The 20648-nt window shown below is 69.9% G+C and carries 22 protein-coding genes and 1 pseudogene; 10 read left to right on the top strand and 13 right to left on the bottom strand.

Annotation, left to right across the window (positions count from 1 at the left end; genetic code table 11):
* The first annotated feature begins 38 nt into the window (after positions 1-38).
* A complete protein-coding gene (locus OO69_RS13280; RefSeq protein ID WP_033280755.1) occupies positions 39-326 on the top strand; it encodes a DUF1905 domain-containing protein in 288 nt (95 codons plus the stop codon).
* On the opposite strand, the gene OO69_RS13275 is transcribed toward OO69_RS13280, so the two are convergent.
* Entirely contained in the window at positions 316-1242 is a 927-nt protein-coding gene (locus OO69_RS13275) for an AraC family transcriptional regulator (RefSeq protein WP_051800970.1), read from the bottom strand. The two genes, OO69_RS13280 and OO69_RS13275, sit on opposite strands and share 11 nt — an antisense overlap.
* Before the next feature lie 105 nt (positions 1243-1347).
* Here OO69_RS13275 and OO69_RS13270 point away from each other — a divergent pair, with 105 nt between their 5' ends.
* On the top strand, positions 1348-2331 hold the full coding sequence (locus OO69_RS13270) for an oxidoreductase (RefSeq protein ID WP_033280753.1): 984 nt from the start codon (positions 1348-1350) through the stop codon (positions 2329-2331).
* Between the two features lie 15 nt (positions 2332-2346).
* Here OO69_RS13270 and mgrA read toward each other — a convergent pair whose 3' ends face one another.
* On the bottom strand, positions 2347-3339 hold the full coding sequence (mgrA, locus tag OO69_RS13265) for an L-glyceraldehyde 3-phosphate reductase (RefSeq protein WP_033280752.1): 993 nt from the start codon (positions 3337-3339) through the stop codon (positions 2347-2349).
* A 126-nt stretch (positions 3340-3465) separates the two neighbouring features.
* On the opposite strand from mgrA, the gene OO69_RS13260 reads away from it, so the two are divergent.
* Positions 3466-4356, top strand: coding sequence for a LysR substrate-binding domain-containing protein (locus tag OO69_RS13260; protein ID WP_033280751.1), 891 nt, complete (start codon positions 3466-3468; stop codon positions 4354-4356).
* 27 nt (positions 4357-4383) lie between these two features.
* Positions 4384-4899: a mycothiol transferase gene (locus tag OO69_RS13255; RefSeq protein WP_033280750.1), complete on the top strand. Its 516-nt coding sequence runs from the start codon at positions 4384-4386 to the stop codon at positions 4897-4899.
* Here the strand turns inward: OO69_RS13255 and OO69_RS13250 are convergent.
* Positions 4881-5951: an adenosine deaminase gene (locus OO69_RS13250; protein WP_033280749.1), complete on the bottom strand. Its 1071-nt coding sequence runs from the start codon at positions 5949-5951 to the stop codon at positions 4881-4883. The two genes, OO69_RS13255 and OO69_RS13250, sit on opposite strands and share 19 nt — an antisense overlap.
* A gap of 54 nt (positions 5952-6005) precedes the next feature.
* The gene (locus OO69_RS13245) at positions 6006-6401 is read right to left on the bottom strand and encodes a VOC family protein (RefSeq protein WP_033280748.1); all 396 of its coding nucleotides are present in this window, start codon (positions 6399-6401) and stop codon (positions 6006-6008) included.
* Positions 6402-7261: 860 nt separating this feature from the next.
* Between OO69_RS13245 and OO69_RS13240 the strand changes: the two genes are divergently transcribed.
* Both OO69_RS13240 and OO69_RS52955 read left to right on the top strand, forming a co-directional pair.
* Positions 7262-8131 carry a putative RNA methyltransferase gene (locus OO69_RS13240; RefSeq protein ID WP_033280747.1) on the top strand — a complete coding sequence of 290 codons (870 nt, stop codon included), beginning with the start codon at positions 7262-7264 and terminating at the stop codon, positions 8129-8131.
* Positions 8132-8280: 149 nt separating this feature from the next.
* Positions 8281-8994 (top strand): SMI1/KNR4 family protein, encoded by a 714-nt coding sequence (locus OO69_RS52955; RefSeq protein WP_033280746.1) that lies wholly within the window; start codon positions 8281-8283, stop codon positions 8992-8994.
* A gap of 120 nt (positions 8995-9114) precedes the next feature.
* On the opposite strand, the gene OO69_RS13230 is transcribed toward OO69_RS52955, so the two are convergent.
* Positions 9115-10056 (bottom strand): MerR family transcriptional regulator, encoded by a 942-nt coding sequence (locus OO69_RS13230; RefSeq protein WP_033280745.1) that lies wholly within the window; start codon positions 10054-10056, stop codon positions 9115-9117.
* Positions 10057-10143: 87 nt separating this feature from the next.
* Positions 10144-10515, bottom strand: coding sequence for a BlaI/MecI/CopY family transcriptional regulator (locus OO69_RS13225; RefSeq protein WP_033280744.1), 372 nt, complete (start codon positions 10513-10515; stop codon positions 10144-10146).
* Between the two features lie 239 nt (positions 10516-10754).
* Between OO69_RS13225 and OO69_RS13220 the strand changes: the two genes are divergently transcribed.
* Positions 10755-11843 carry a sodium-dependent transporter gene (locus tag OO69_RS13220; protein WP_033280743.1) on the top strand — a complete coding sequence of 363 codons (1089 nt, stop codon included), beginning with the start codon at positions 10755-10757 and terminating at the stop codon, positions 11841-11843.
* Positions 11844-11951: 108 nt separating this feature from the next.
* Complete coding sequence (locus OO69_RS13215; RefSeq protein WP_033280742.1) at positions 11952-12662, top strand: dienelactone hydrolase family protein; 711 nt, start codon at positions 11952-11954, stop codon at positions 12660-12662.
* A 210-nt stretch (positions 12663-12872) separates the two neighbouring features.
* On the opposite strand, the gene OO69_RS13210 is transcribed toward OO69_RS13215, so the two are convergent.
* Entirely contained in the window at positions 12873-13145 is a 273-nt protein-coding gene (locus OO69_RS13210; RefSeq protein ID WP_078652420.1) for a hypothetical protein, read from the bottom strand.
* A gap of 201 nt (positions 13146-13346) precedes the next feature.
* Between OO69_RS13210 and OO69_RS13205 the strand changes: the two genes are divergently transcribed.
* The gene (locus OO69_RS13205) at positions 13347-13961 is read left to right on the top strand and encodes an ArsR/SmtB family transcription factor (protein WP_033280740.1); all 615 of its coding nucleotides are present in this window, start codon (positions 13347-13349) and stop codon (positions 13959-13961) included.
* A 142-nt stretch (positions 13962-14103) separates the two neighbouring features.
* Entirely contained in the window at positions 14104-14562 is a 459-nt protein-coding gene (locus tag OO69_RS13200; RefSeq protein WP_033280739.1) for a pyridoxamine 5'-phosphate oxidase family protein, read from the top strand.
* Between the two features lie 24 nt (positions 14563-14586).
* Here the strand turns inward: OO69_RS13200 and OO69_RS13195 are convergent, their stop codons facing one another.
* From OO69_RS13195 to OO69_RS13170, 6 genes and pseudogenes are all read right to left on the bottom strand, one after another.
* The gene (locus OO69_RS13195) at positions 14587-15492 is read right to left on the bottom strand and encodes an aldo/keto reductase (protein ID WP_033280738.1); all 906 of its coding nucleotides are present in this window, start codon (positions 15490-15492) and stop codon (positions 14587-14589) included.
* A gap of 42 nt (positions 15493-15534) precedes the next feature.
* Entirely contained in the window at positions 15535-16899 is a 1365-nt protein-coding gene (locus OO69_RS13190; RefSeq protein WP_033280737.1) for an RICIN domain-containing protein, read from the bottom strand.
* A 134-nt stretch (positions 16900-17033) separates the two neighbouring features.
* Complete coding sequence (locus tag OO69_RS13185) at positions 17034-18089, bottom strand: NAD-dependent epimerase/dehydratase family protein (protein ID WP_033280736.1); 1056 nt, start codon at positions 18087-18089, stop codon at positions 17034-17036.
* A gap of 83 nt (positions 18090-18172) precedes the next feature.
* Entirely contained in the window at positions 18173-18805 is a 633-nt protein-coding gene (locus OO69_RS13180) for an SRPBCC family protein (RefSeq protein ID WP_033280735.1), read from the bottom strand.
* Positions 18802-19176, bottom strand: a complete 375-nt coding sequence (locus OO69_RS13175; RefSeq protein WP_033280734.1) for an ArsR/SmtB family transcription factor — start codon at positions 19174-19176, stop codon at positions 18802-18804. Before OO69_RS13175 ends, OO69_RS13180 begins: the two co-directional genes overlap by 4 nt.
* Positions 19177-19235: 59 nt before the next feature.
* Positions 19236-20567 (bottom strand): annotated as a pseudogene (locus tag OO69_RS13170) (aldehyde dehydrogenase family protein); the annotation flags it as partial.
* Between the last annotated feature and the right edge of the window lie 81 nt (positions 20568-20648).

The raw sequence follows: 20648 nt of genomic DNA, 5'->3' as shown, positions 1-20648 counted from the left end.
GGTCTCTTGTACTGCAGGCCACCCGAGCGGAGGACATCATGAGTACCGGCACCCCGTTGAACGAGGAATTCACCGCCGAATTGATCAAAAGCCCGAACGACGACGGCTGGACCTATCTCGTCTGGCCCGAGTCCGTCGCTTTCTTCGGCACCCGCGGTCTGGTCAAGGTCCGCGGCACGATCGACGGACACCCTTTCCGCAGTTCGTTCATGGCCCTCGGCGACGGCACGCACAAACTCCCCGTGAAAGCCGATCTTCGAAAGGCCATCGACAAAGGCGAGGGCGATCAAGTCACCGTCCGCCTCGAAGAACGGCTCAGCTCCTAGCCAGGGCCTCTTCGCGGTATCGCCGGGGCGCCACCCCGACCGCTCGCTTGAAGGCGTTGCTGAAGGCACTCTCGGAGGTGTAGCCGACGGACCGGGCGAGCGCGCCGACCGGGGCGGCGTCCTGGCGCAAGGCCCGGGCGGCGAGGTTCATGCGCCAGTTGAGCAGGTAGGTCAGGGGCGGCACACCGGCCGCCTCCTTGAACCGTACGGCGAACGTCGTGCGGGACATCGCGGCCGCCCGGGCCAGCTCCTCCAGCTGCCAGGGGTGGGCCGGGTCGCCGTGCATCAGGCGCAGCGCGGGGGCGAGGCGTTCGTCGGCGAGGGCGCGCAGCCAACCGGGCGGCAGCCCGTCCGCGTCGGTCAGACAGACTCGCAGCACCTGCACGAACATCAGCTGCGCGAGCTGCGCCGAGACGAACTCGACCCCGGCCCGGCGCGTGCGCATCTCCGCCGCCAACTGCCCGATGAGCCACCGCAGCACACCGGCTTCGGGCGAGTCCGCGCGCACGTGCACGAGCTCCGGCAGCGCCCGCCGCAACAGATCCCCCCGGTCGCGGCTCAGGTCGATGTGCCCGGACACGCAGGCCACGTCCACCGCGTCACCCTGCCCGAGCCGGCCCATCCGGGTCACCGGGTCCATGACGACGTCCGCGGAGTCGGTCGGCGCGACGCCGGGCCGACTGCACAGGGTGTACGGCTGGCCGCCGTCGGAGATCACGACATCACCCTCGGCGAGGCTCAGAGGCTCACCGCCGTCCCGGACCAGCAGGCAGCTGCCCTGCACCACGGCGTTCACCTTGAGCCGGTCGCGTCCGCGCAGCTCGATGGCCCAGTCGCCGCCGGCCGTGAAGCCGCCGGAGAACACGCTGCGGGCATCGGCGACGGCGAGGGCGTCGGACAGGGGATCTACGGTCATGTTCGAACTATCACGCAAGTTATGCGGATTCTCAAGTATTCATCGTACGGATCTGTCGACCTACGGTGGTCTCAACAGCTCAAGCTGATGAGGGAGAGAGCAGACATGACCACCGCACAGCAGCCCCTGAATTCCGGCTTCGGCGCCTCGACCACCGCCGAGGAGGTGATCAAGGGCGTCGACCTGACCGGCAAGGTCGCGATCATCACAGGCGGCTACTCCGGCATCGGCCTGGAGACGGCCCGCGTGCTGCACGGCGCCGGGGCCCGGATCGTCGTACCCGCGAGGGACGTGGAGCGGGCCAAGACGGCGCTCGCGGTCCTCCCCGGAACCGAGGTCGAGTACATGGACCTGCTGGACCCCGCGTCCATCGACGCCTTCGCGGAGAAGTTCCTGGCCTCCGGGCGCCCGCTGCACCTCCTGGTGAACAACGCCGGGATCATGGCGACCCCACTGGCACGGGACGCTCGCGGCTACGAGTCGCAGTTCGCCGCCAACCACCTCGGGCACTTCCAGCTCACGACCAAGCTGTGGCCCGCGCTGGTCGCGGCCAACGGCGCGCGGGTCGTGGTCCTGTCGTCGCGGGGCATCCGCTTCGCCGGCGTCGACTTCGACGACCTGCAGTTCGAGCACCGGAAGTACGAGCCGTTCCTCGCCTACGGCCAGTCCAAGACGGCCAACGCGCTGTTCGCCGTGGAGGTGGACCGGCGCGGACAGGCCGAGGGCATCCGGGCGTTCGCGGTGCACCCGGGCCTGATCGTCGACACCGGCCTGGTCAAGCACCTCGACCCGGCGGCGCTCCAGGCCGCGGGCGCGCTCGACGCCGAGGGCAAGCCCATCCGTGACCCCGAGCGCCAGATGAAGACCGTGCAGCAGGGCGCGGCCACCAGCGTCTGGTGCGCGACCAGCCCGCAGCTCGACGGTCTCGGCGGGGTCTACTGCGAGAACGTCGACATCAGCCCGCTGCTCGCCCCCGAGGACGAGGCCGCCTGGGCCGGCGGGGACACCACCCCCGGGGTGCTGTCCCGCGCCGTGGACCCGGAGTCGGCGGCCCGCCTCTGGGAGGTCAGCGAGCGGCTCACGGCCTGACGGCCGTGAGGTGCCCTACGGCTTGATGATCGCGTCGATGCGGGCCAGCTCGTCGGCGTCGAAGTCCAGGTTGCGGGTGGCCGCGACGCTGTCCTCGATCTGCTGCGGGCTGCTCGCGCCGACCAGCGCGGAGGTCACCCGGCCGCCGCGCAGCACCCAGGCGAGGGCGAGCTGGGCGAGGGTCTGACCGCGGCCCTTGGCGATGTCGTTCAGGGCGCGCAGCTGGCCGACCAGGTCCTCGGTGACGGCGTCCGAGTTCAGGAACGGGCTGTCGCTCGCCGCCCGGGAACCCTCCGGGATGCCGTCGAGGTAGCGGGAGCTGAGCAGCCCCTGCTCCAGCGGGGAGAAGACGATCGACCCGACCTGGAGCTCGTCGAGGGCGTCGAGCAGGCCCTCGTCCTCGGGGCGCCGGTCGAGCATCGAGTAGCGCGGCTGGTGGATGAGGAGCGGGGTGCCCAGCTCGCCGAGGATGCGGGCGGCCTCCCGGGTCTGCTCCGCCGAGTAGTTGGAGATGCCGACGTAGAGCGCCTTGCCCTGCTGGACGGCCGAGTGCAGGGCGCCCATCGTCTCCTCCAGGGGAGTCTCCGGGTCGGGGCGGTGCGAGTAGAAGATGTCGACGTAGTCCAGGCCCATGCGGCTGAGGCTCTGGTCCAGCGAGGACAGCACGTACTTGCGCGAACCCCACTCGCCGTAGGGGCCGGGCCACATCAGATAGCCGGCCTTGGTGGAGATCACCAGCTCGTCGCGGTACGACCCGAAGTCCGCCTTCAGCGCCTCGCCGAGGGCGGACTCGGCGGCGCCGGGGGGCGGGCCGTAGTTGTTGGCCAGGTCGAAGTGGGTGACGCCGAGGTCGAAGGCGCGGCGCAGGATGGCGCGCTGGGTGTCGACCGGGCGGTCGGGCCCGAAGTTGTGCCACAGGCCCAGCGAGATCGCGGGCAGCTTCAGACCGCTGCGTCCGGTGCGCCGGTAGGGCAGGTCCGCGTAGCGGTCGGGGTGTGCGGTGTACAACGCGACTCCAGAGGGGTTGGCACACGGGATACCGGTTCCAGGGAACCACCGTCCACTCTGTCGTGACCTGCGGGCAGTGGTCCAACAGAAGAATCCGATGGAATTCAGCGGTTACGCTTCTCAATCATGGAGCTGCGTCATCTTCAGCATTTCATCGCCGTCGCCGAGGACCACCACTTCACCCGCGCGGCCGAGCGGCTGATGGTGTCCCAGTCGGGCCTGTCGGCCTCGATCCGCGCCCTGGAACGGGAGTTGCAGACCCCGCTGTTCGTCCGCACCACCCGCCGGGTCACGCTCACGGAGGCCGGCCGGGCGCTGCTCGGCGAGGCGGAGCGCATTCTGGCGCAGGTCCGCTCGGCGCACGAGGCGGTGGCCGCGGTGCAGGGTGTCCTGCGCGGCACGCTGTCACTGGGCACCGAGCAGTGCATCGCCGGGGTGCATGTGGCGGGCCTGCTCGCCGCATTCCGGCGTCGCCATCCCGACGTGGAGATCCGGCTGCGGCAGGCGGGTTCGGGCGCGCTGGCAGAGGAGGTCGCGGCCGGCCGCCTCGACCTGGCGTTCGCGTACCGCACCCAGGCTGACACCGACCAGCTCCGCTCCGTATCCCTCACCAGCGAGCCGATGACCGTGCTGTGCCATCCCAGCCACCGGCTCGCGGAGACCGGCGCGGCGGTCACTCCGGAGGACCTCGGCGGCGAGGTCTTCGTCGACTTCCATCCGGACTGGGCCTCGCGCCGCACCACGGACTCCGTCTTCGCGGCGGCGGGCGTACGGCGGACGGTCGCGCTGGAGGTCAACGACGTGCACAGCCTCCTCGACCTCGTCGACGAGAACCTCGGTGTCGCCGTGGTCCCCCAGCACTTCCGCCACAAGCGCGAGCCCCTCACCGCGCTCCCCCTCAAGGGGACGGGCGAGGAGGTCTACGAGACGGTGGCCCTGCTCCCGCCCCCACAGGCCACCAGTCCGGCGGCCCGGGCCTTGATGACGATCCTGGAAACCGAGACTCCGGCCGCATGACGGACGCCGATGCGCGATGGTGGTCGTATGCATGCCAACGACATCCTCATTGACGCGTACGGCCGCATCCAGGAAGAAGTCCATGCCGCGGTCGACGGTCTCACCCCTGACCAACTGCACGCGCGCGTGGCCCCCGACGCCAACTCCATCGCCTGGCTGGTCTGGCACCTCACCCGCGTCCAGGACGACCATGTCGCCGACGCCGCGGGACTCGACCAGGTGTGGCTGACCCAGGGCTGGGAGAAGCGCTTCGGCCTCGACCTGCCACCCGAGGACACGGGCTACGGCCACACCTCGGCGAAGGTCGGCAAAGTGCGGGTCGAGTCGGCCGGGCAGCTGACCGGGTACTACGACGCCGTGCACGACCAGACGCTCGCGTATCTGCGCGGGCTGACCCCCGAGGACTACGAGCGGATCGTGGACGAGCGCTGGGATCCGCCGGTCACGCTGGGCGTGCGGCTGGTCAGCGTCCTGTCCGACGATCTCGAACACGTCGGACAGGCGGCGTACGTACGAGGGTTGCTTCAGAGCGCGGAGGCGTAACCCGGCAGGACGACGTCCTCGATGAGGGCCTTGCGCTCGTCGTACGGGATGAACGCGCTCTTCAGGGCGTTCACCGTGACCGTGCGCAGGTCCTCGACCGTCCAGCCCGCCTCCTCCACCAGAAGCGACATCTCGCGCGTCATCGTCGTACCGGACACCAGTCGGTTGTCGGTGTTGAGGGTGACGCGGAAGCCGAGGTCCTTCAGGGCGGTGATGGGGTGTTCGGCGATCGAACTGGCCGCGCCCGTCTGGAGGTTGGAGGTCGGGCACATCTCCAGGGCGATACGACGGTCACGCACCCAGCCCGCGAGCCGGCCGAGCTTGCCGTCGACGATGTCCTCGGTGATGCGGACGCCATGGCCGATGCGCTGGGCGCCGCACACCTGGAGGGCCTGGTGGATGCTCGGCAGGCCGTGCGCCTCACCGGCGTGGATCGTGAACGGCACGCTCTCGCGGCGCAGGTGCTCGAAGGCGGCGAGGTGGTCGGCGGGCGGGAAGCCGTCCTCGGCACCGGCGATGTCGAAGCCGACGACACCGGCGTCCCGGAAGGCCACCGCGAGGTCGGCGGCCTCGGCGACCCGGTCGAACATCCGCATCCCGCACAGCAACGTCCGCACCTGGACCGGCGTTCCGGCCGCGGCGGCCTTGGCCATACCGGCGGCGAGCCCTTCCTGGACGGTCTCGACGACCTCGGCGAGTGTCAGTTCACCGTTGGTGTTCAACTCAGGGGCGTAACGCACCTCCCCGTAGACGACACCGTCGGCCGCGAGGTCGAGGACGTACTCCTCGGCGGTGCGCAGCAGTCCCTCGCGGTTCTGCATCACGGCGAGGGTGTGCTCGAAGGTGGCGATGTAGCGCACCAGGTCACCGGAGTTGGCGGCGTCGAAGTACCAGGCGGCCAGCTCGTCCGGGTCGGTGGTGGGCAGCGTGTGCCCGACCGACTCCGCGAGCTCCACCACGGTGGCGGGGCGCAGACCGCCGTCGAGGTGGTCGTGCAGCACTGCCTTGGGGAGCCGGCGGAGGGTGTCGGCGTCTATGCGCGTAGATGACATGTGCGGTGGTTCCTCGGTCGTCGTTCGGTGAGCGGGGTGGGGCCGTGCGGGAGTTCAGGCGGCGGGCTGGAGGAGGTCCCAGCGGTTTCCGTACAGGTCCTGGAAGACGGCGACGGAACCGTACGGCTCGTGCCGCGGTTCCTCCAGGAAGGTCACGCCCTCGGCGAGCATACGGGCGTGATCGCGGGCGAAGTCGTCGGTGTGGAGAAAGAACCCGACGCGGCCGCCGGTCTGGTCGCCGACCCGGGCCTCTTGATCCTCACCCTTGGCACGGGCGAGCAGCAGCCCGGTACCGGCCCCGTCCGCACTGGTCGGCGCCACGACGACCCAGCGGGAGCCGTCGGGGCGGTGCGCGTCCTCGACGAGACGGAAGCCGAGGGCTTCGGTGTAGAAGCGGATCGCCTCGTCGTAGTCGTCGACGACGAGGGTGACCAGGGCGATACGGCTCATCGGGGGGTCTCCGTGCGGGTTCCGGTCGGGGGGATTGACGGGTGAGGTTATACGTAAAACTTCGCTCGCGCCAGTCGGATTCGGAGGGGGTGGGGCGGCAGGGCTTCCGGAGTGGCGGGTAGTCGCGGGCGACTCGGCGAATGGGCAGGTCAGCGGGGTGTTGTTGTGATGCGGGGTGAGGTCGGAGGACTGGGTGGACGCGCGGGGCTGCGGGCGGCGGGGCGTTGCGGATACGCGGGTGAGCCTGGTCGGTCCGGCAGGGGCGTGGGGTGGACGTACGGGGTCGGCGGGGCGTGACGGATACCAGGTGGGCTTGTGCCCGGCCCCGCAAGCGCGTGCGGCAGACGCACGGAGCCGACGGAACGCGACGGATACCGGATCGACTTGGTCAACCGAGCAGACCCGTGGGGCGGACGCACGAGGTCAGCGGAACGTGACGGATACCAAGTGGGCTTGTGCCCGGCCCCGCAAGCGCGTGCGGCAGACGCACGGAGCCGACGGAACACGACGGATACCGAATCGACTTGGTCAACCCGGCAGACCCGTGGGACGGACGCACGAGGTCGGCGCAACGTGACGGATGTCGGCTGGGGTCGGTCGGCTCGGCCGTCTCTCCCCACATCGACGGCCTGAGCAATCTCGCCGATGCTCATAGACTCACGGCGTGGCATTCACGAGCATCCCGCACTGCTTCCTGTAACCGGAAGGCGTTGAGGGCGAGGCCGGACGGCGTCGCCCTCCTTGGTGTGCCTGCTGCGTGAACCGCGTTTCCGGCGCTGCCCGTTCCTGCTCGAGGCAGTGACGTTCCGAGCGCGCGTACAGGCACGGTCCCTTCCCTTCGCCCTTGCCAGGAGCGCCTCGTGCCTACGTCGTTTCCCCCTGCCCTCGATCTCTCCCTCGACCTGCTGCGCTGCCCGACGTGCCGCACGCGCAGCCTGCACCGCGACCGCAGCGCGCTGCGCTGTCCGGCGGGCCACACCTTCGACATCGCCCGCCACGGCTACGCCGGCCTGTTGACGGGTGCCCGTGCCACCAGCGGCGACGACGTGGCCATGGCCCAGGCCCGGGAACGGTTCCTCTCGACCGACACGTACGCGCCCATCCGTAAGGCAGTTGCCCGGCTGGCGGCCGACTCCACGCCTGAGCAGGCCACGGTCGTGGACGTCGGGTGCGGCACGGGCTACTACCTGGCCGGCGTACTCGATCAGCTACCCGGGGCCCGCGGTCTGGGGCTGGACACGTCGGTGCGTGCGTTGCGCTCGGCTGCGCGTGCCCATGAACGGGCCGCCGCGGTGGCCTGGGACGTCTTCCGTCCCTTCCCGCTGGCCGACGGAGTGGCCGAGGTCGTGCTGGACGTGTTCGCCCCGCGCAACCCGGTCGAGTTCCATCGAGTACTGCGCCCGACCGGCCGATTGATCGTGGTCCGGCCCGCCAGGCGGCACCTGGCCGAGCTGCGTGGCCGTGTGTCGGCGATGGTCACGATCGACCCGGCCAAGGAACAACGCCTGCACCGGGCGCTGGATCCCTACTTCGAGGCCGCTGTCACCGACCAGGTCGAGTACACCGCGCCCTTGACCGGGCGGGAGGCCCTCGACCTGGTCGGGATGACGCCGAGCGCACGCCACTTGAGCCGTGCGGACCTCAGCGGTGCCGGCCCCTTGCCCGACCACGTCACCGTCTCCGTGCTGGCCACGGCCTACCGACCTCGGTGCCGACAAGCGGGCGCATGAGCCTGTTGATCCCTGGAGAGTCGGGCCACGCGAGACGTTCCGAGCGACGCGGAAACTCCTTCCGCGTCCGCATTGTCAGTGGTCCCGTCTACGGTTCTGAGTGGGCGTGCTCCGCGTGAAGGCGCATCCCGCCGGAGGGGAGATGACACGTGAGCGATATTCCGATGCACGAGTCAGGAGACGTACGAACGGCCTGGGGTCGGATCACCGCCTGGCTCGAGCGGAACGACCCTGAGGCATTCGCCGCGCTCGGCGGCCCGGGTAGCCCGACAGCCATTGCCGAAGCCGAACTGCGCATGGGCCTGGAGCTGCCGGGGGAGATGCGGCAGTGGCTGCTGACGACCGACCTCGATGCCGGCAGGCAACCCGATGGTCGATCGTGTCTGGTCGCGCTGGGGTGCGAGGCGGTCATCCCCAGCGGCCATCTCCTTCTGGGACTGACAGACATCCAACGGGTCTACCTCAGCCAGCTGGGCCTGGAGGAGATGCAGCCGTCCGAAGACCCCGACCATCCGTTCTGGCGTCGTCAGTGGGTGCCTGTCGCCGCGGAGCGCGACGGTCTCTACGGAACGTTCCTGGACACGCTCACCGGAACCGTCGGAACGTGGGCTGAAGCACACGGCGCCGAAGAGGACGTGTACGCCTCGTTGTTCGCATTCCTGCAGGAGACGGCGGACCAGCTGGAAGGGACCTCCTCGGGAGACTGGAGAGACCCCGGCAAATCCGCAGGCCCCCGTAAGCTCGATCCCCGCCCGGAGGACGAGCCGATACGCCTCTGGGCACGCGCCAACGGCTATCTCGTAAATGATCGTGGTCGTATCCCTGGGACCATCCGTGAGGCCTACGAAGCATCACGAAGGTGAGCACCGGTCCGTCGGCCCATGGCGGCCAGCCCAACCACAGAGCACGGCCAGCCGCAGCAACTCCACGCGCCGCTCGGCAAGGACGCGGCGCGCAGCCGCTGTTGCAGTCGTACTGGGTGGCTACGCGGCAGCACGGTCATGTCGCAGGGCCCGGATGAGCCAGGGGTACACCGGGATCAGGTTCGGCACCAGCTGCCAGCCGTTGACGATCCACACCAGCCGCCAGTACCGGTCCACCCGGGGATCGTGTGCTTCTTCGAACCGCCGGGCCATCCAGTCCCGGAATTCCGCGTCAGGGGTCCGCGCGAACACCTCGGCGAAGCGGTGCACGAGGTCGTCGACGACGGGAGCGCCCCTGTCACCGAGCGGGTCGACACCCGACTCCATGGCGTCGGCCACCTTCTGGCGGGTGAACTCCATCAGTTCCTCGCCGGCCTCGCTCTCGATGGCGAGCGCGCGTCCCGTGGCCCGGTGTAAGGCAGTCCGGCGCATCCGGGCCCGGAAGTCCTCGTCGCCGATGAGCTCGGCGAGTTCCACCCAGGCGGTGACCTGCTCGCTGGACGGATCGTCGGGGAGGTCGGGGGTGGCAGCGCGGACCATGGCCGCCGCGGCCGGGGCGGCATCCGCTGTGCCGAAGGTGCCCTCCACGAAATCGTCGATCAACCGTCGGCGTTCCTCGCCGGACAACCGCGTGAGCCTGTGCACGAGCTTGATCTCCTCGGGATCGGACCCGTATCCGGCCACGGCTCGCAGAACGCTCCGACGCAGTCGCAGCACCCTGATCTGAACGTCGATGGCGTCGGCGTGCGCGGCGGCGACTTCCGCCACCGAGACCTCACGGTCGAGCACCCGCTGGATCGTGGCCAGGTCCATGGCCAACTCGCGCAGTGTGCGCAGGAGTTCCAGACGAAGCAGTGCGTCGAGGTCGTAGAGCCGATAACCGGCGGGACTTCGGGTGGTCGGCGCCACCACCCCCGAGTCGGAGTAGAACCGGATGGTCCGCACGGACAAGCCGGTCCGCCGGGAGAGCTCCCCGATCGAGTAGAGGGTCGTGGCGTCCATGTCCCCCACTCTGCGGTCTCCACTAACTGGAGACTCAAGGCCGTTGCCCACCGTCCCCGACCGAGACGCCTTCCGAGCCGCCGGACTTCACTCCTCCCCTGATTCCAGCAGGTCCCGCAGCACCCGCTCGTCATCAGGACTGAGCTGGGCGACGAACCGCGCCAGCACCGTCTCCCGGTCCCCGTCCCGGTCGAGTTCCGTGTGCATCCGCCGCGCGGTGAGCCCCTGCGCGTCCTGCACCGGAAAGTACGCGTACCCGCGCCCCTGCCGACGGCGGTCCACGACGCCCTTGTCGTGCAGCCGGGTCAGGATCGTCGTCACCGTGGTGCGGGCCAGGCCCGTGTCGAGGCTCAGCTGCACCTCTCCGGGGGTCTGCGGGTCGCCGGCGGCCCAGAGGGCGGCCATGACGGTGGCCTCCAGCTCACCCGCCGGTCGGCGTTCGTCCTTCTCGTCGGCCATGGGAACGATCCTCACCCCGTCTTCGTCTACAGTTCAGTAGACCGTCTACAGAATTGTAGTCACTCGGGTGCCGTCTCGTCACCGCGCCCGTGTGTCCGTTTCCGCCCGCCCATTATGGAAGGGACCGTCGACGATGACCGCAGGGCTTTACCCACTCATCCCCCCGCGCGTGTCGACGAGCTTCCACGCGATACCGGCGCTCCGTCTCCGCCCAGGTCCTACGACGGAAGAGCGCCACGATGTGTCCCCAGTCATCCGGGATCCCCGCCGGGTTTCCCTCCGTACGCCGCCTGCTCGCCCTGCTCCGCCGCCACCTGGGCCGAGCCGTCGCCGTGACGTATCTCGCCGCGGCGGTGCTGCCAGGACCCGGCCTGTGGCTCCGGCACCCGCACGCGACGGGCATCGCCGAACTGCCCCTGCGGACACCCCAGTTACTCCTCGCCCTGGTCCTGTTCGGCGCCGGCCTCCAGGTCCCGCTGCGTGAGCTGCGGTTGCTGGTACGCCGCCCCGCCGCCCTGCTCGCGGGCCTCGCGCTGCACATCCTGGTGCCGATGCTGATCGTCCCCGGGGTGGCCCTCGCGCTGCGGCTGTCGCCGGACCACGACGGCGGCAGCGGCATGATCGCCGCGATGATCCTCGTCGTCGCCATGCCGGTGGCCGCCGGGGCGACGGTGTGGACCGCGAAGGGGGACGGCGACCAGCCCACGGCGGTCGGCCTGGTGCTCGCCTCCACGCTCGTCAGCCCGCTCACCGTCCCGCTCACCCTGGCCGTCCTGTGCCCGCTGCTCCAGGGCGACTACGCGGGCAGACTCGCCGTCGCCGCCCACTCGGCCGGGAACGCCTTCGCCCTCACCTCGGTCGTCCTGCCGTGCGCGGCGGGCATCCTGTGCCGACTCGCGCTGCCCCGGCGCGCACGGGACAGACTCATCGGCGTGGCCGTCCCCGCCGCGCTCCCGGGTTCACTGCTGCTGACGTACGTCAACGCGAGCGGGGTGCTCGGCCCCTTCCTGCGCCACCCGCGCCCGGCGCTCCTGCTGGCCGCGCTCGGTGTCGCCGCGACGGTGTGCGGCCTGTCCTTCACCCTGGGCCGGGTGGCCGCGCGGGTACTGCGCCTGGACGCCCGGGCCGGTGCCTCGGTGACGCTGGCCTGCGGGATGAACAACAGCAGCGCGAGCGCGGTACTGATCACGACGACCCTGCCCGACCGCCCGCACATCCTGCTGCCGGTGCTGGCGTACGGGCTGCTGCAGAAGGTGGCCGCCGGACGGGTGGTCCGCATAGGGCAGGAGACGACCCCGGCGCCGGTCCGCGTCCGGCAAGCGAAGTGAGGGGCCGGGGCGCCCCCCGAACGCGGCCGTGACAGGCTGGAGATCACGTCGGGCCCCGCCCCGACAACGCCCGTCCAACCGATCACCGCCGTACAGGAGTTGAGCCCCATGTCCTCCGAGCTGCCGAAGTCGACCGGAGCCCCGGCCCATCAGAACGTCACCTTCCCCAGCGCCGGGGGCACTGCCCACGGCTATCTCGCGCTGCCGCCGTCCGGGAGCGGACCGGGCGTGATCGTCATCCAGGAGTGGTGGGGCCTGACCGACCACATCGCCGACGTGGCCGACCGCCTCGCCCAGGAGGGCTTCGTCGCGCTCGCCCCCGACCTCTACGGCGGCAACGTGGCCCACGAGAGCGACGAGGCCCTGCGCATGATGCTGGCCCTCCCGGTCGGCCGCGGTGTCGAACTGCTCTCCGGCGCCGTCGACCACCTCCTCTCCCTCCCCGAGGTCACCTCGGGGAGGGTCGGCGCGGTCGGCTTCTGCATGGGCGGCGGCTTCGTCCTCTACCTCGCCGCGGCCGACCCCCGTGTCAGCGCGGCGGTCCCCTTCTACGGCGTGATCCAGGGCGAACTCCCCGACTTCTCCGGCCTGAAGGCCCAGATCCAGGGCCACTACGGCGAGTTGGACGAGAGCATCCCGGTGTCCGGCCTCGACGCCCTGGCCAAGCACATCCAGGACCAGTCCGGCATCACCCCGGACCTGCGCCTCTACCCGGCCAACCACGCCTTCTTCAACGACGGCCGCCCGGTCTACGACGCCGACTCCGCCACCCGCGCCTGGGCAAGCACGGTGCCGTTCCTGCACGAGCAGCTGGGCTGACGCCGGACGCCCCCGGCGCCTCGGACCAAACGCCAACCGCCCTGGCCCGAGGCGCCGAGCCACCCTCGCCGGCAGCGCCCTGAACATGAAGATCACCGCGCCACCCTGCACCCCGGGGTGCATACGTTTCTCCGGCCCAACCTGCAGCACCGGTCGGTGATCCGGCCCCAGCGGGATCGACCGGCAGCCAAGGGACTGGTGCACGGATCGTCAGCGGCGGCGCGCGGTCAGCAACCAGGCCAGATCTATCGTCGCGATCGCTCCCCAGATCCAGCAGACGACGTTTCCGTCGCCCGGCGCCAGCGCCGTGGCAAGCGCACCTAATCCAACGGTGCCCAGCACCAACCTGACGCTGCGCCTCAATGCCAGTGCCGCGCGCAGCGGCCCCGGTTCGGCCAGCCTGTCCGTCAGGTAGGCATCGAACGCCTCAGCCACCTGATCGTCGATCTCGTCCCGCATGTGGGCATCCAGCGATTCAGCCACGGACGCCACCCCGGACGCCCCATGGCACCAGGGCCAACACCGCGCTCGGCAACAGCCTCTTGACCTGGTTGTTTCGCATCTCAACCCCCGAATGTCCCAGCGCCCGCCGGCGCCCTCCTGAACCAACGTAGCGATTGCAGAGATATTCTGCAAACAACCTCTGCGATTACTGCAGAAGATCTCTGCAGTACGCTGGCCGACATGGTCGAGCGCCCCGAGAAGCCCGAGAAGAGAGTGCTCACCGGACCGGACCTCAAAGCCTTCTACAAGGCACTGTCCAACCCGGTGCGCCGCGACATCCTGAGCTATCTCGGAGAGCACGGCGAAGCGAACTCCACCAGCGTGGCCAAGGCCCTCGGCGAAAGCACCGGCACCACCAGCTACCACCTCCGTAAACTCGCCGACCTCAACCTGATCGCCGAGATCGAAGAGCGGTCCACCGGCCGGGAACGCTGGTGGAAGTCACTCATGACAGACATCTTCACGCCGCCGGGCCTGGAGTTGACGGCGGACGAACGTGAGGCCGCAGTAAAGATCGGCACCCTGAAGATGGCCCATGACCTGAACCTGGTCGTGAGCGCATACTCCGGGTACGACGCCTCCGCAGGCTGGAACCAGATCTACCGCGCCGGACTGCGGATGACGAAGGAGCAGGTCGCCTCGTTCGCCGAGGAGTATCAGGCGCTTCTACGCAAGTACCTCACGGAGCCCGGCGACCACCCTCCCGACTCACGGCGCATGGCCGTACGCCTCGTCGTCGTACCCGACGAGGGCCCTCGGCCGACCCTGCCGGACGACGACCAGCACCGCGGGTAGCTGCTCGACTTCTCCGGCCTGAAGGCACAGATCCTCGGCCACTGCGGCGACCTGAACATGAGCTGACGTCGACACCCTCGGGCCAAGGTCCTACACCCCTGGCCCGAGGTGCCGCGCGGACTCCCCCAGTATCGTCCAGCGCATGAAGATCACCGCGCCACCCCGCAGCCCCGAAGAGCGCAAGCGTGACGTACTGGCCCGGCTGGAGCGGGAGTTGGACATCTGGGTGGCCTCGGCGGATGCCGACGGGGTGCCGTGTCTGGTGCCGCTGTGGTTCCTGTGGGACGGGCGGTGCGTGTGGGTGTCCACCCGGGCCACCAATCCCACCGGTCGCAATCTCACGGACGGGCGGCGGACGCGGCTGGCGTTCGCGGACACCCGGGACGTCGTGCTCATCGACGGTGAGGCGACGGCCTTCACCGCGCAGGACGTCCCGGCCGCCGCGGTCGAGGCCTTTCACGGGAAGTACGGCTGGGATCCGCGCGAGGACCGTGCGCCCTACTCCTTCTTCCGGGTACGGCCGCTCGCCGTCCAGGCGTGGCACGAGGTCCGCGAGTTGCCCCAGCGGCATCTCATGCGCGACGGGACCTGGGCGGTCTGAGCCCCGCCGCAACCCCGCCGGCGCTCAACCCGCCTTGCTGTGCAGCTCGTTGAGCCGGGCCAGATCGTCCTCCGTGAGCCGGATCGCGCCCGTGGCCACGTTCTCGGCGAGGTGGTCGGGGTTGCCCGTGCCGGGGATGGCCAGGACATGCGGGCCCTGGGCGAGGGACCAGGCGAGGCGGATCTGGGCGGGGCTGGCGTCGTGGGCCTCCGCGATGGCGAGCACCTCGTCGTCGTGGGCGGTGGTCGCGCCCTGCGGCCCGGCCTCGCCCGCGATGGCGAAGAACGGGACGAAGGCGATGCCCTGTTCCCCGCAGATCCGCAGCATCTCGTCGGTGTCGGGGCTGGACGAGTCGAGCCCGAACCGGTTCTGCACACTCACCACCGGCGCGATCGCCTGCGCCTCGGCCAGGTGACGCGGCTCGACGTCGGAGATCGCGAGGTGCCGGACCAGTCCCTCCTCGCGGAGTTCGGCGAGGGCGCCGAAGTGCTCGGCGATCGAGTCCTGGCGCATCCGGCGCAGGTAGACCACGTCCAGGTGGTCGCGCCCCAACTGCCGCAGGTTCTCCTCGACATGGCCGCGCAGGTCGTCGGGTCGGGCCGAAGTGCCCCACTCCCCCGAGTAGTTGCGGAAGGGTCCGACCTTGGTGGCGATCACGAGGTCGTCGGCGTAGGGGGCGAGCGCGGAGTTGATGAGTTCGTTGGCGGACCGCAGGGACGAGAAGTAGAAGGCGGCCGTGTCGATGTGGTTCACACCGAGCTCGATCGCCCTGCGCAGCACGGCGATCGACCGGTCGCGGTCGCTCGGGGTCCCGAGGTTGAAGGCTGCGCTGCCCGTCAGCCGCATCGCGCCGAAGCCGATGCGGTTGACGGACAGGTCGCCGAGTTGCCAGGTGCCCGCGGCGGCCGCGGTGATCTTCTCAGAGGTCATCAGCGGAGTTTCGCACACACGCGCCGCACGGCCATCCGCACTTTACGGATACGTGTACCCGTTCAGGGAGTTGACCGCGGAGGCCGGGTCACCGAGGTCGTAGCGGTCCACGGCAAGGAAGTTGGGCTTCTTGCGGGCGGCCGGCTGGCAGAACCGCTGGGCCCGGTCGAGGACCTTGGTGTTGTCGGTCTGGGCGGTTCCGGCGATCGTCGCGTCACGGAAGTGGTTCATGACGAACAGCGGCCGGAACCCCGAATACGTCTGCGTCAGCGGCACGTTGAGGTCGCTGCCGTACCAGCGGCTGTAGCAGGACCAGTCGGAGGAGCTCGCGCCGGAGCCCATGGACCAGTAGTTCTCGACGGTCCAGTCCCTCTGGTACATCACGCCGAAGCTGTCCCGGGTCAGTCCCGCGGACTCGTCGGAGGCGCGGCTGTGGTCGGTGAAGATCAGCAGGCGGTGGTTGGCGGCGATCAGGTCGGCCATCTTCGGCCAGCCGTTCTGCCGCACACCGGTCTGGTCAGGGCGGTACAGCACGTCGTACAGGCCGTTGACGCGGGCGAGTTCGCTGCGCAGGACGCCCGGGTCGACGTAGTCCTCCAGGAAGACGGTGACGAACTGGTCGGGGTGCGCCTTGAGGAAGTCGACCATGCGCTGGAGGTCGACGTTCAGGGCGACCGGGCTGCTGACCAGCGTGCAGCTGTCGTGGCAGAGGATCGCACCGTCGGAGGTCTGGTGGATGTCCAGCATGAACCCCCGTACGCCGTCGGAGAGTTGCTGGTTGATCCCGCGTGACTGGTTCGGGAAGAAGTTCACGAAGGGCGGGGCGAAACCGCCGTCGACCCCGTTGGCGTACGCGTTGTGCGCGGTGAGGAACGTGACCTGATCCAGGGTGCGTTGGTCCTGGGCCGGCATCGGGTTGGTGGGTGAGGTGATCGGCGTGAGGTACCAGGAGGCGAGGCTGCCGGAGCCGCCAATGGCAAGCTGGGCCGGGTAGTTGGCGCCGGAGGGCTTGGCGCCGACGGTCAAGTAGCTTTCCGCGCCCGGGACTTTGAGCGTGTACTGGTCGCCGCCGGTCGGCGTGATCTGCCAGGCCGCGTCGGCGCTCGTACAGGCAACGGTCTTCGCCGTGCTGCCCGAGCGGCCCAGACAGCTGCCGGCCGTGTCGGTGCTCTCCAGGACGTACGAGGATCCGCTCGTCCGGAGGTTCCACTGCTGGTGGTCCTCGTTGCCCTTGGGGTTGTGCTGCTCCACCGCTCCCCCCTTGTCGGCCGCGTTGAGCCCGGTGGTGGCGCTCTGGACGTAGTAGGTGCCCGGAGCGGGGACCGCGTCGGCGGCTCCGGCCGGTGGAGCGACGATCGCCGCCGACAGCGCGGCGGCGACGGCGAGCAGGGCGTGGGGGGTTCGCATGGGTGCCCTTCGGTTCGAGTGTGGTCAGGCTCATGACACCGAAAAGGTGATCGGCCACACCCAAGCGCCTGTGGTCTGAACCAGTCAAGAGGGGTGACCCGTCGGCGGAGTGAACGGCGGAGGACGGGACCCGATCACCCCGATTTCCTCAACTCCCGCCAGGCCAGGTGGTGATCGAGGAGGGTCTCCTCCAACGGCCGGTAGTCGATACCCAGTTCCTTCACGCCGCGCCGGTTGTCGACGGGGAACCTGATCCCGAGGTGCTTGCGGATGTAGTCCTGGGTGAGCCCGAACGCCGGTCCCAGGACGCGCACCGGCCAGTGCGGCAGGCCGTGCCGGGGCAGCCGGTAGTCGCGCGGGTGGTGCTGCCGCAGGGCGCGTGACATGTCGAGGAAGGACGCCATCCGGGCGGCCGCGACGATGTAACGGCCGTGCGCGTCGGGGTTCTCCGCCGCCGCGATGTGTGCGCTCGCGACGTCCCGCACGTCGGCGACGGTGAAGCTGAAGTCGGGTGCCCCGTAGAAGAAGTAGCCCTTGAACAGCTCGTCGAGGAGGAACAGGCTGCCGGAGTCGGAGGCCGGGGTGAGTGAAGGGCCCAGGATCAGACCGGGGTTGACGGACACCATGCGCCAGCGGTTCTGCGCCTGTTGCGCGTCCCAGGCGGCGCGTTCGGCGACCGTCTTCGCGTAGTGGTAGGGGTTGTTCTCGACCGTGCTGGTGGTGTTGAAGTAGTCCTCGGAGAGCGTCTCGTCCTTCATCGCCAGGACGTCCACGTAGTCGCCGAAGATCGCGCCGACCGTCGAGGTGAACACCAACTTCTCGACGCCGGGCGTGCGTTCGATGCCGGCGAGGACGTTCCGGGTGCCGGTGAGCGCCGGCTCGACGACGTCCTTCTGGCCGTCCTTGATCTTCTCCGGCATCAGGAACGGCGAGGCCACGTGGAACACGACCCGGCAGCCGTCCATCGCCGCGTCGAAGGAGCCCTCCGTCAGCAGGTCGGCCTCGAACAGCCCGAGCGCGCCCGGGAATTGGTCCCCCATGGCCCGCAGCGGTGCGACCTTCGCCTCGTTGCCGAGGGACCGCACGGTGGTGTGCACCCGGTAGCCGCGCTCCAGCAACTGCCGGACCAGATGGCTGCCGACGAAGCCGCTCCCGCCGGTCACCAACACCGTCTCGCCGCCGACACTCATCCCTGGCTCCGATCACCGTGGCGTCCAGCGCGCACGCTACAACGGTGATCGGTGTCAGGTCAGCGCTTCGGTCGCTACGGCTCTCAACTCCCGGCCCCCGTATAGGCGGCGGTGGTCCGGTCGGCCGCCTCGCGGGCCGCCGACTCGTCCTCGCCGCTCGCCACGTTCGCCGTGAACCACGCCTCGCTGCTCAAGGTGACGAAGCGGCGGCCCTCCTCGGACCCCAGCCAGGCCATGGCGTCCTCGGGTTTCACGGAAGCCTGGCCCGACAGATTGCCGTCCAGTCCCAGAAGGATCGAGTCCCAGCCGACGCCGACCGCGCCGGGCCCGAACTCGGCCCACTTCGTGTCGTCGACATGGGCGATGTGCTCCAACTCGAAGCGCGTTCCGTCGCCCTCGGGCGTCAACCTCAGCTCGATCCAGCTCACTTCACCGCCGAACTCCCAGGTCGCGAAGAAGGAGTTGGGCGGGTCGCAGCGCTCGACGGTGCCGCCCGCGTTGCCCTGCAGCTGGTACTTCCCGCCCAGCCGCAGTTCGCCGGTGACCGGCAGGAACCAGCGCGGGATGCGCTCGGGGTTGGTGCAGGCGTCCCACACGTCCTCGACCGGTGAGCCGTAGGACTGGCCGATGGTGATCACGCGGGCCTCGCCGGCCTGGAAGTCGCGTCGGCCGACCGTGCGGCTCACGGAGTTGATCTGGTGGGTCACGTCGATCATGGGGTGCTCCTCGACTCTTCGGGGCTGTCGTCGTCGGACTCGCGGAGCCGGCGCTCGCGCTTGCCCCGGGCCAACTCGGTTGCCAGGGCGTCCAGATGAGGGGTCCAGTAGCGGCGGAACCGGTCGAGCCAGGCGTCGATGTCCCGCAGCGGCCCGGAGTCGACCGCGTAGAGGCGCCGGGTGCCGTCCGGCCGTACCGTCGCGAAACCGTTCTCCCGCAGCACCTTCAGATGCTGGGAGACCGCGGGCTGCGTTATCCCGAACTCGCGCCGGACGACATCGCTGACCGTGCCGGCGGGCTGCTCGCCCTCGGCGAGCAGCTCCAGGATGCGGCGGCGCACGGGGTCTCCGAGCACATCGAAAGCGTGCATGTGCCCAAAAGTATCACCGGCCGCTTATATAAGCGACCGGTGATAGAGGAGTCCGGCTGTCAGACGAGCGGCTTCTCCAGCAGGGCCTTGCGGTGGCTGAACGTCTCGATGGAGTAGCGGCCGTGGTAGTTGCCCATGCCGCTCTCGCCCACGCCGCCGAACGGCAGGTCGGAGACGGTGAGATGGGCGAGGGGGAGGCCGTAGCCGATGGCGCCCGACGAGGTCTCGGCGGCGATGCGGGCGCGGGTGTCGTCCGAGTCGGTGAAGACGTACAGGGCGAGGGGCTTGTCGCGGTCCGTGATGAACGCGATCGCCGCGTCGAGGTCCGGGACGGTGACGATCGGCAGGATCGGGCCGAAGATCTCCTCCGCCATGACGGGCGCCTTCGGGTCCACGTCGGCGAGGACGGTCGGCGCGATGTACTTGTCGCCGCGGTCGCTGCGTCCCCCGACGACGACCCGGCCGGAGTCGAGCAGTCCGGCGAGGCGGTCGAAGTGGCGTTCGTTGACGATCCGGCCGTACTCGCCGGAGGTCTGCGGGTCGGCGCCGTAGACCTTCTCGACCGCGCTCACGAGGAGGGGTTCGAGGGCGGCGGCGGTCTCCGGGTCGGTCAGGACGTAGTCGGGGGCGACACAGGTCTGGCCCGCGTTGAGGAACTTCCCGCGCGCCAACCGGTCGGCCACGACGGCGAGATCGGCGTCGCGGTCGACGAACGCCGGTGATTTGCCGCCGAGTTCGAGGGCGACCGGGGTCAAGTGCTCGGCGGCGGCGCGCAGGACGATACGGCCGACGGCGCCGTTGCCGGTGTAGAAGATGTGGTCGAAGTGCTCGGTGAGCAGGGCCGTGGTCTCGGGGATGCCGCCCTCGACGACGGCGACCGCGTCGGTGTCGAGGTAGGCGGGCAGCAGCCGGGCGATGGCGGCGGAGGTCGCCGGGGCCATCTCGCTGGGCTTGACGACCACCGCGTCACCGGAGGCGAGCGCGCCGACGACCGGGGTCAGCAGCAGCTGGAGCGGATAGTTCCAGGGCGCGATCACGAGGACGACGCCGAGCGGGTCGTACTGCGTCCAGGCCGTCGCGTCCGTGCCGAGGTGGGCCGGAACCGGTGCGGACTCGGGGCGCAGCCACTCCTCGAGGTGGTCGAGGGTGTGGTCGATCTCGCGGATGGTGAAGCCGATCTCCGTGCGCTGGGACTCGGCGGCGCTCTTGCCGAGGTCGGCGTGGAGGGCGGCGGCGAGGTCGTCGCCGTGCTCCGTGAGCAGGTCGCGCAGGCGGCGCAGCTGGGCGGTGCGCCACTCGACGGGCTTGGTGCGGCCGGTGCGGAAGGTGGCGCGCAGCCGGGCCACGATGTCGGCGGGCTGCTCGGGGCTGGACTGGTTCACGGTGCCTCGCTGCTGGTGCGTGGGGGTTCTCGACGGTCAGGTGTATATAGCAACCATTCATACACCAGGAAAAATTCCGGTGCAGTCATG

Source organism: Streptomyces sp. NRRL F-525 (genome assembly GCF_000716605.1).
Classification (GTDB): Bacteria; Actinomycetota; Actinomycetes; order Streptomycetales; family Streptomycetaceae; genus Streptomyces.
Note: the sequence above shows the minus strand (reverse complement) of the source record. Positions and strands in the feature narration are given on the sequence as shown.

What these genes read in the sequence shown, in the direction of transcription:
- OO69_RS13280 (WP_033280755.1), top strand. Translation starts at nt 39, where the DNA reads ATGAGTACCGGCACCCCGTTGAACGAGGAATTCACCGCCGAATTGATC.
- OO69_RS13275 (WP_051800970.1), bottom strand. Translation starts at nt 1,242, where the DNA reads ATGACCGTAGATCCCCTGTCCGACGCCCTCGCCGTCGCCGATGCCCGC.
- OO69_RS13270 (WP_033280753.1), top strand. Translation starts at nt 1,348, where the DNA reads ATGACCACCGCACAGCAGCCCCTGAATTCCGGCTTCGGCGCCTCGACC.
- OO69_RS13260 (WP_033280751.1), top strand. Translation starts at nt 3,466, where the DNA reads ATGGAGCTGCGTCATCTTCAGCATTTCATCGCCGTCGCCGAGGACCAC.
- OO69_RS13255 (WP_033280750.1), top strand. Translation starts at nt 4,384, where the DNA reads ATGCATGCCAACGACATCCTCATTGACGCGTACGGCCGCATCCAGGAA.
- OO69_RS13250 (WP_033280749.1), bottom strand. Translation starts at nt 5,951, where the DNA reads ATGTCATCTACGCGCATAGACGCCGACACCCTCCGCCGGCTCCCCAAG.
- OO69_RS13245 (WP_033280748.1), bottom strand. Translation starts at nt 6,401, where the DNA reads ATGAGCCGTATCGCCCTGGTCACCCTCGTCGTCGACGACTACGACGAG.
- OO69_RS13230 (WP_033280745.1), bottom strand. Translation starts at nt 10,056, where the DNA reads ATGGACGCCACGACCCTCTACTCGATCGGGGAGCTCTCCCGGCGGACC.
- OO69_RS13225 (WP_033280744.1), bottom strand. Translation starts at nt 10,515, where the DNA reads ATGGCCGACGAGAAGGACGAACGCCGACCGGCGGGTGAGCTGGAGGCC.
- OO69_RS13220 (WP_033280743.1), top strand. Translation starts at nt 10,755, where the DNA reads ATGTGTCCCCAGTCATCCGGGATCCCCGCCGGGTTTCCCTCCGTACGC.
- OO69_RS13215 (WP_033280742.1), top strand. Translation starts at nt 11,952, where the DNA reads ATGTCCTCCGAGCTGCCGAAGTCGACCGGAGCCCCGGCCCATCAGAAC.
- OO69_RS13205 (WP_033280740.1), top strand. Translation starts at nt 13,347, where the DNA reads ATGGTCGAGCGCCCCGAGAAGCCCGAGAAGAGAGTGCTCACCGGACCG.
- OO69_RS13200 (WP_033280739.1), top strand. Translation starts at nt 14,104, where the DNA reads ATGAAGATCACCGCGCCACCCCGCAGCCCCGAAGAGCGCAAGCGTGAC.
- OO69_RS13195 (WP_033280738.1), bottom strand. Translation starts at nt 15,492, where the DNA reads ATGACCTCTGAGAAGATCACCGCGGCCGCCGCGGGCACCTGGCAACTC.
- OO69_RS13190 (WP_033280737.1), bottom strand. Translation starts at nt 16,899, where the DNA reads ATGCGAACCCCCCACGCCCTGCTCGCCGTCGCCGCCGCGCTGTCGGCG.
- OO69_RS13185 (WP_033280736.1), bottom strand. Translation starts at nt 18,089, where the DNA reads ATGAGTGTCGGCGGCGAGACGGTGTTGGTGACCGGCGGGAGCGGCTTC.
- OO69_RS13180 (WP_033280735.1), bottom strand. Translation starts at nt 18,805, where the DNA reads ATGATCGACGTGACCCACCAGATCAACTCCGTGAGCCGCACGGTCGGC.
- OO69_RS13175 (WP_033280734.1), bottom strand. Translation starts at nt 19,176, where the DNA reads ATGCACGCTTTCGATGTGCTCGGAGACCCCGTGCGCCGCCGCATCCTG.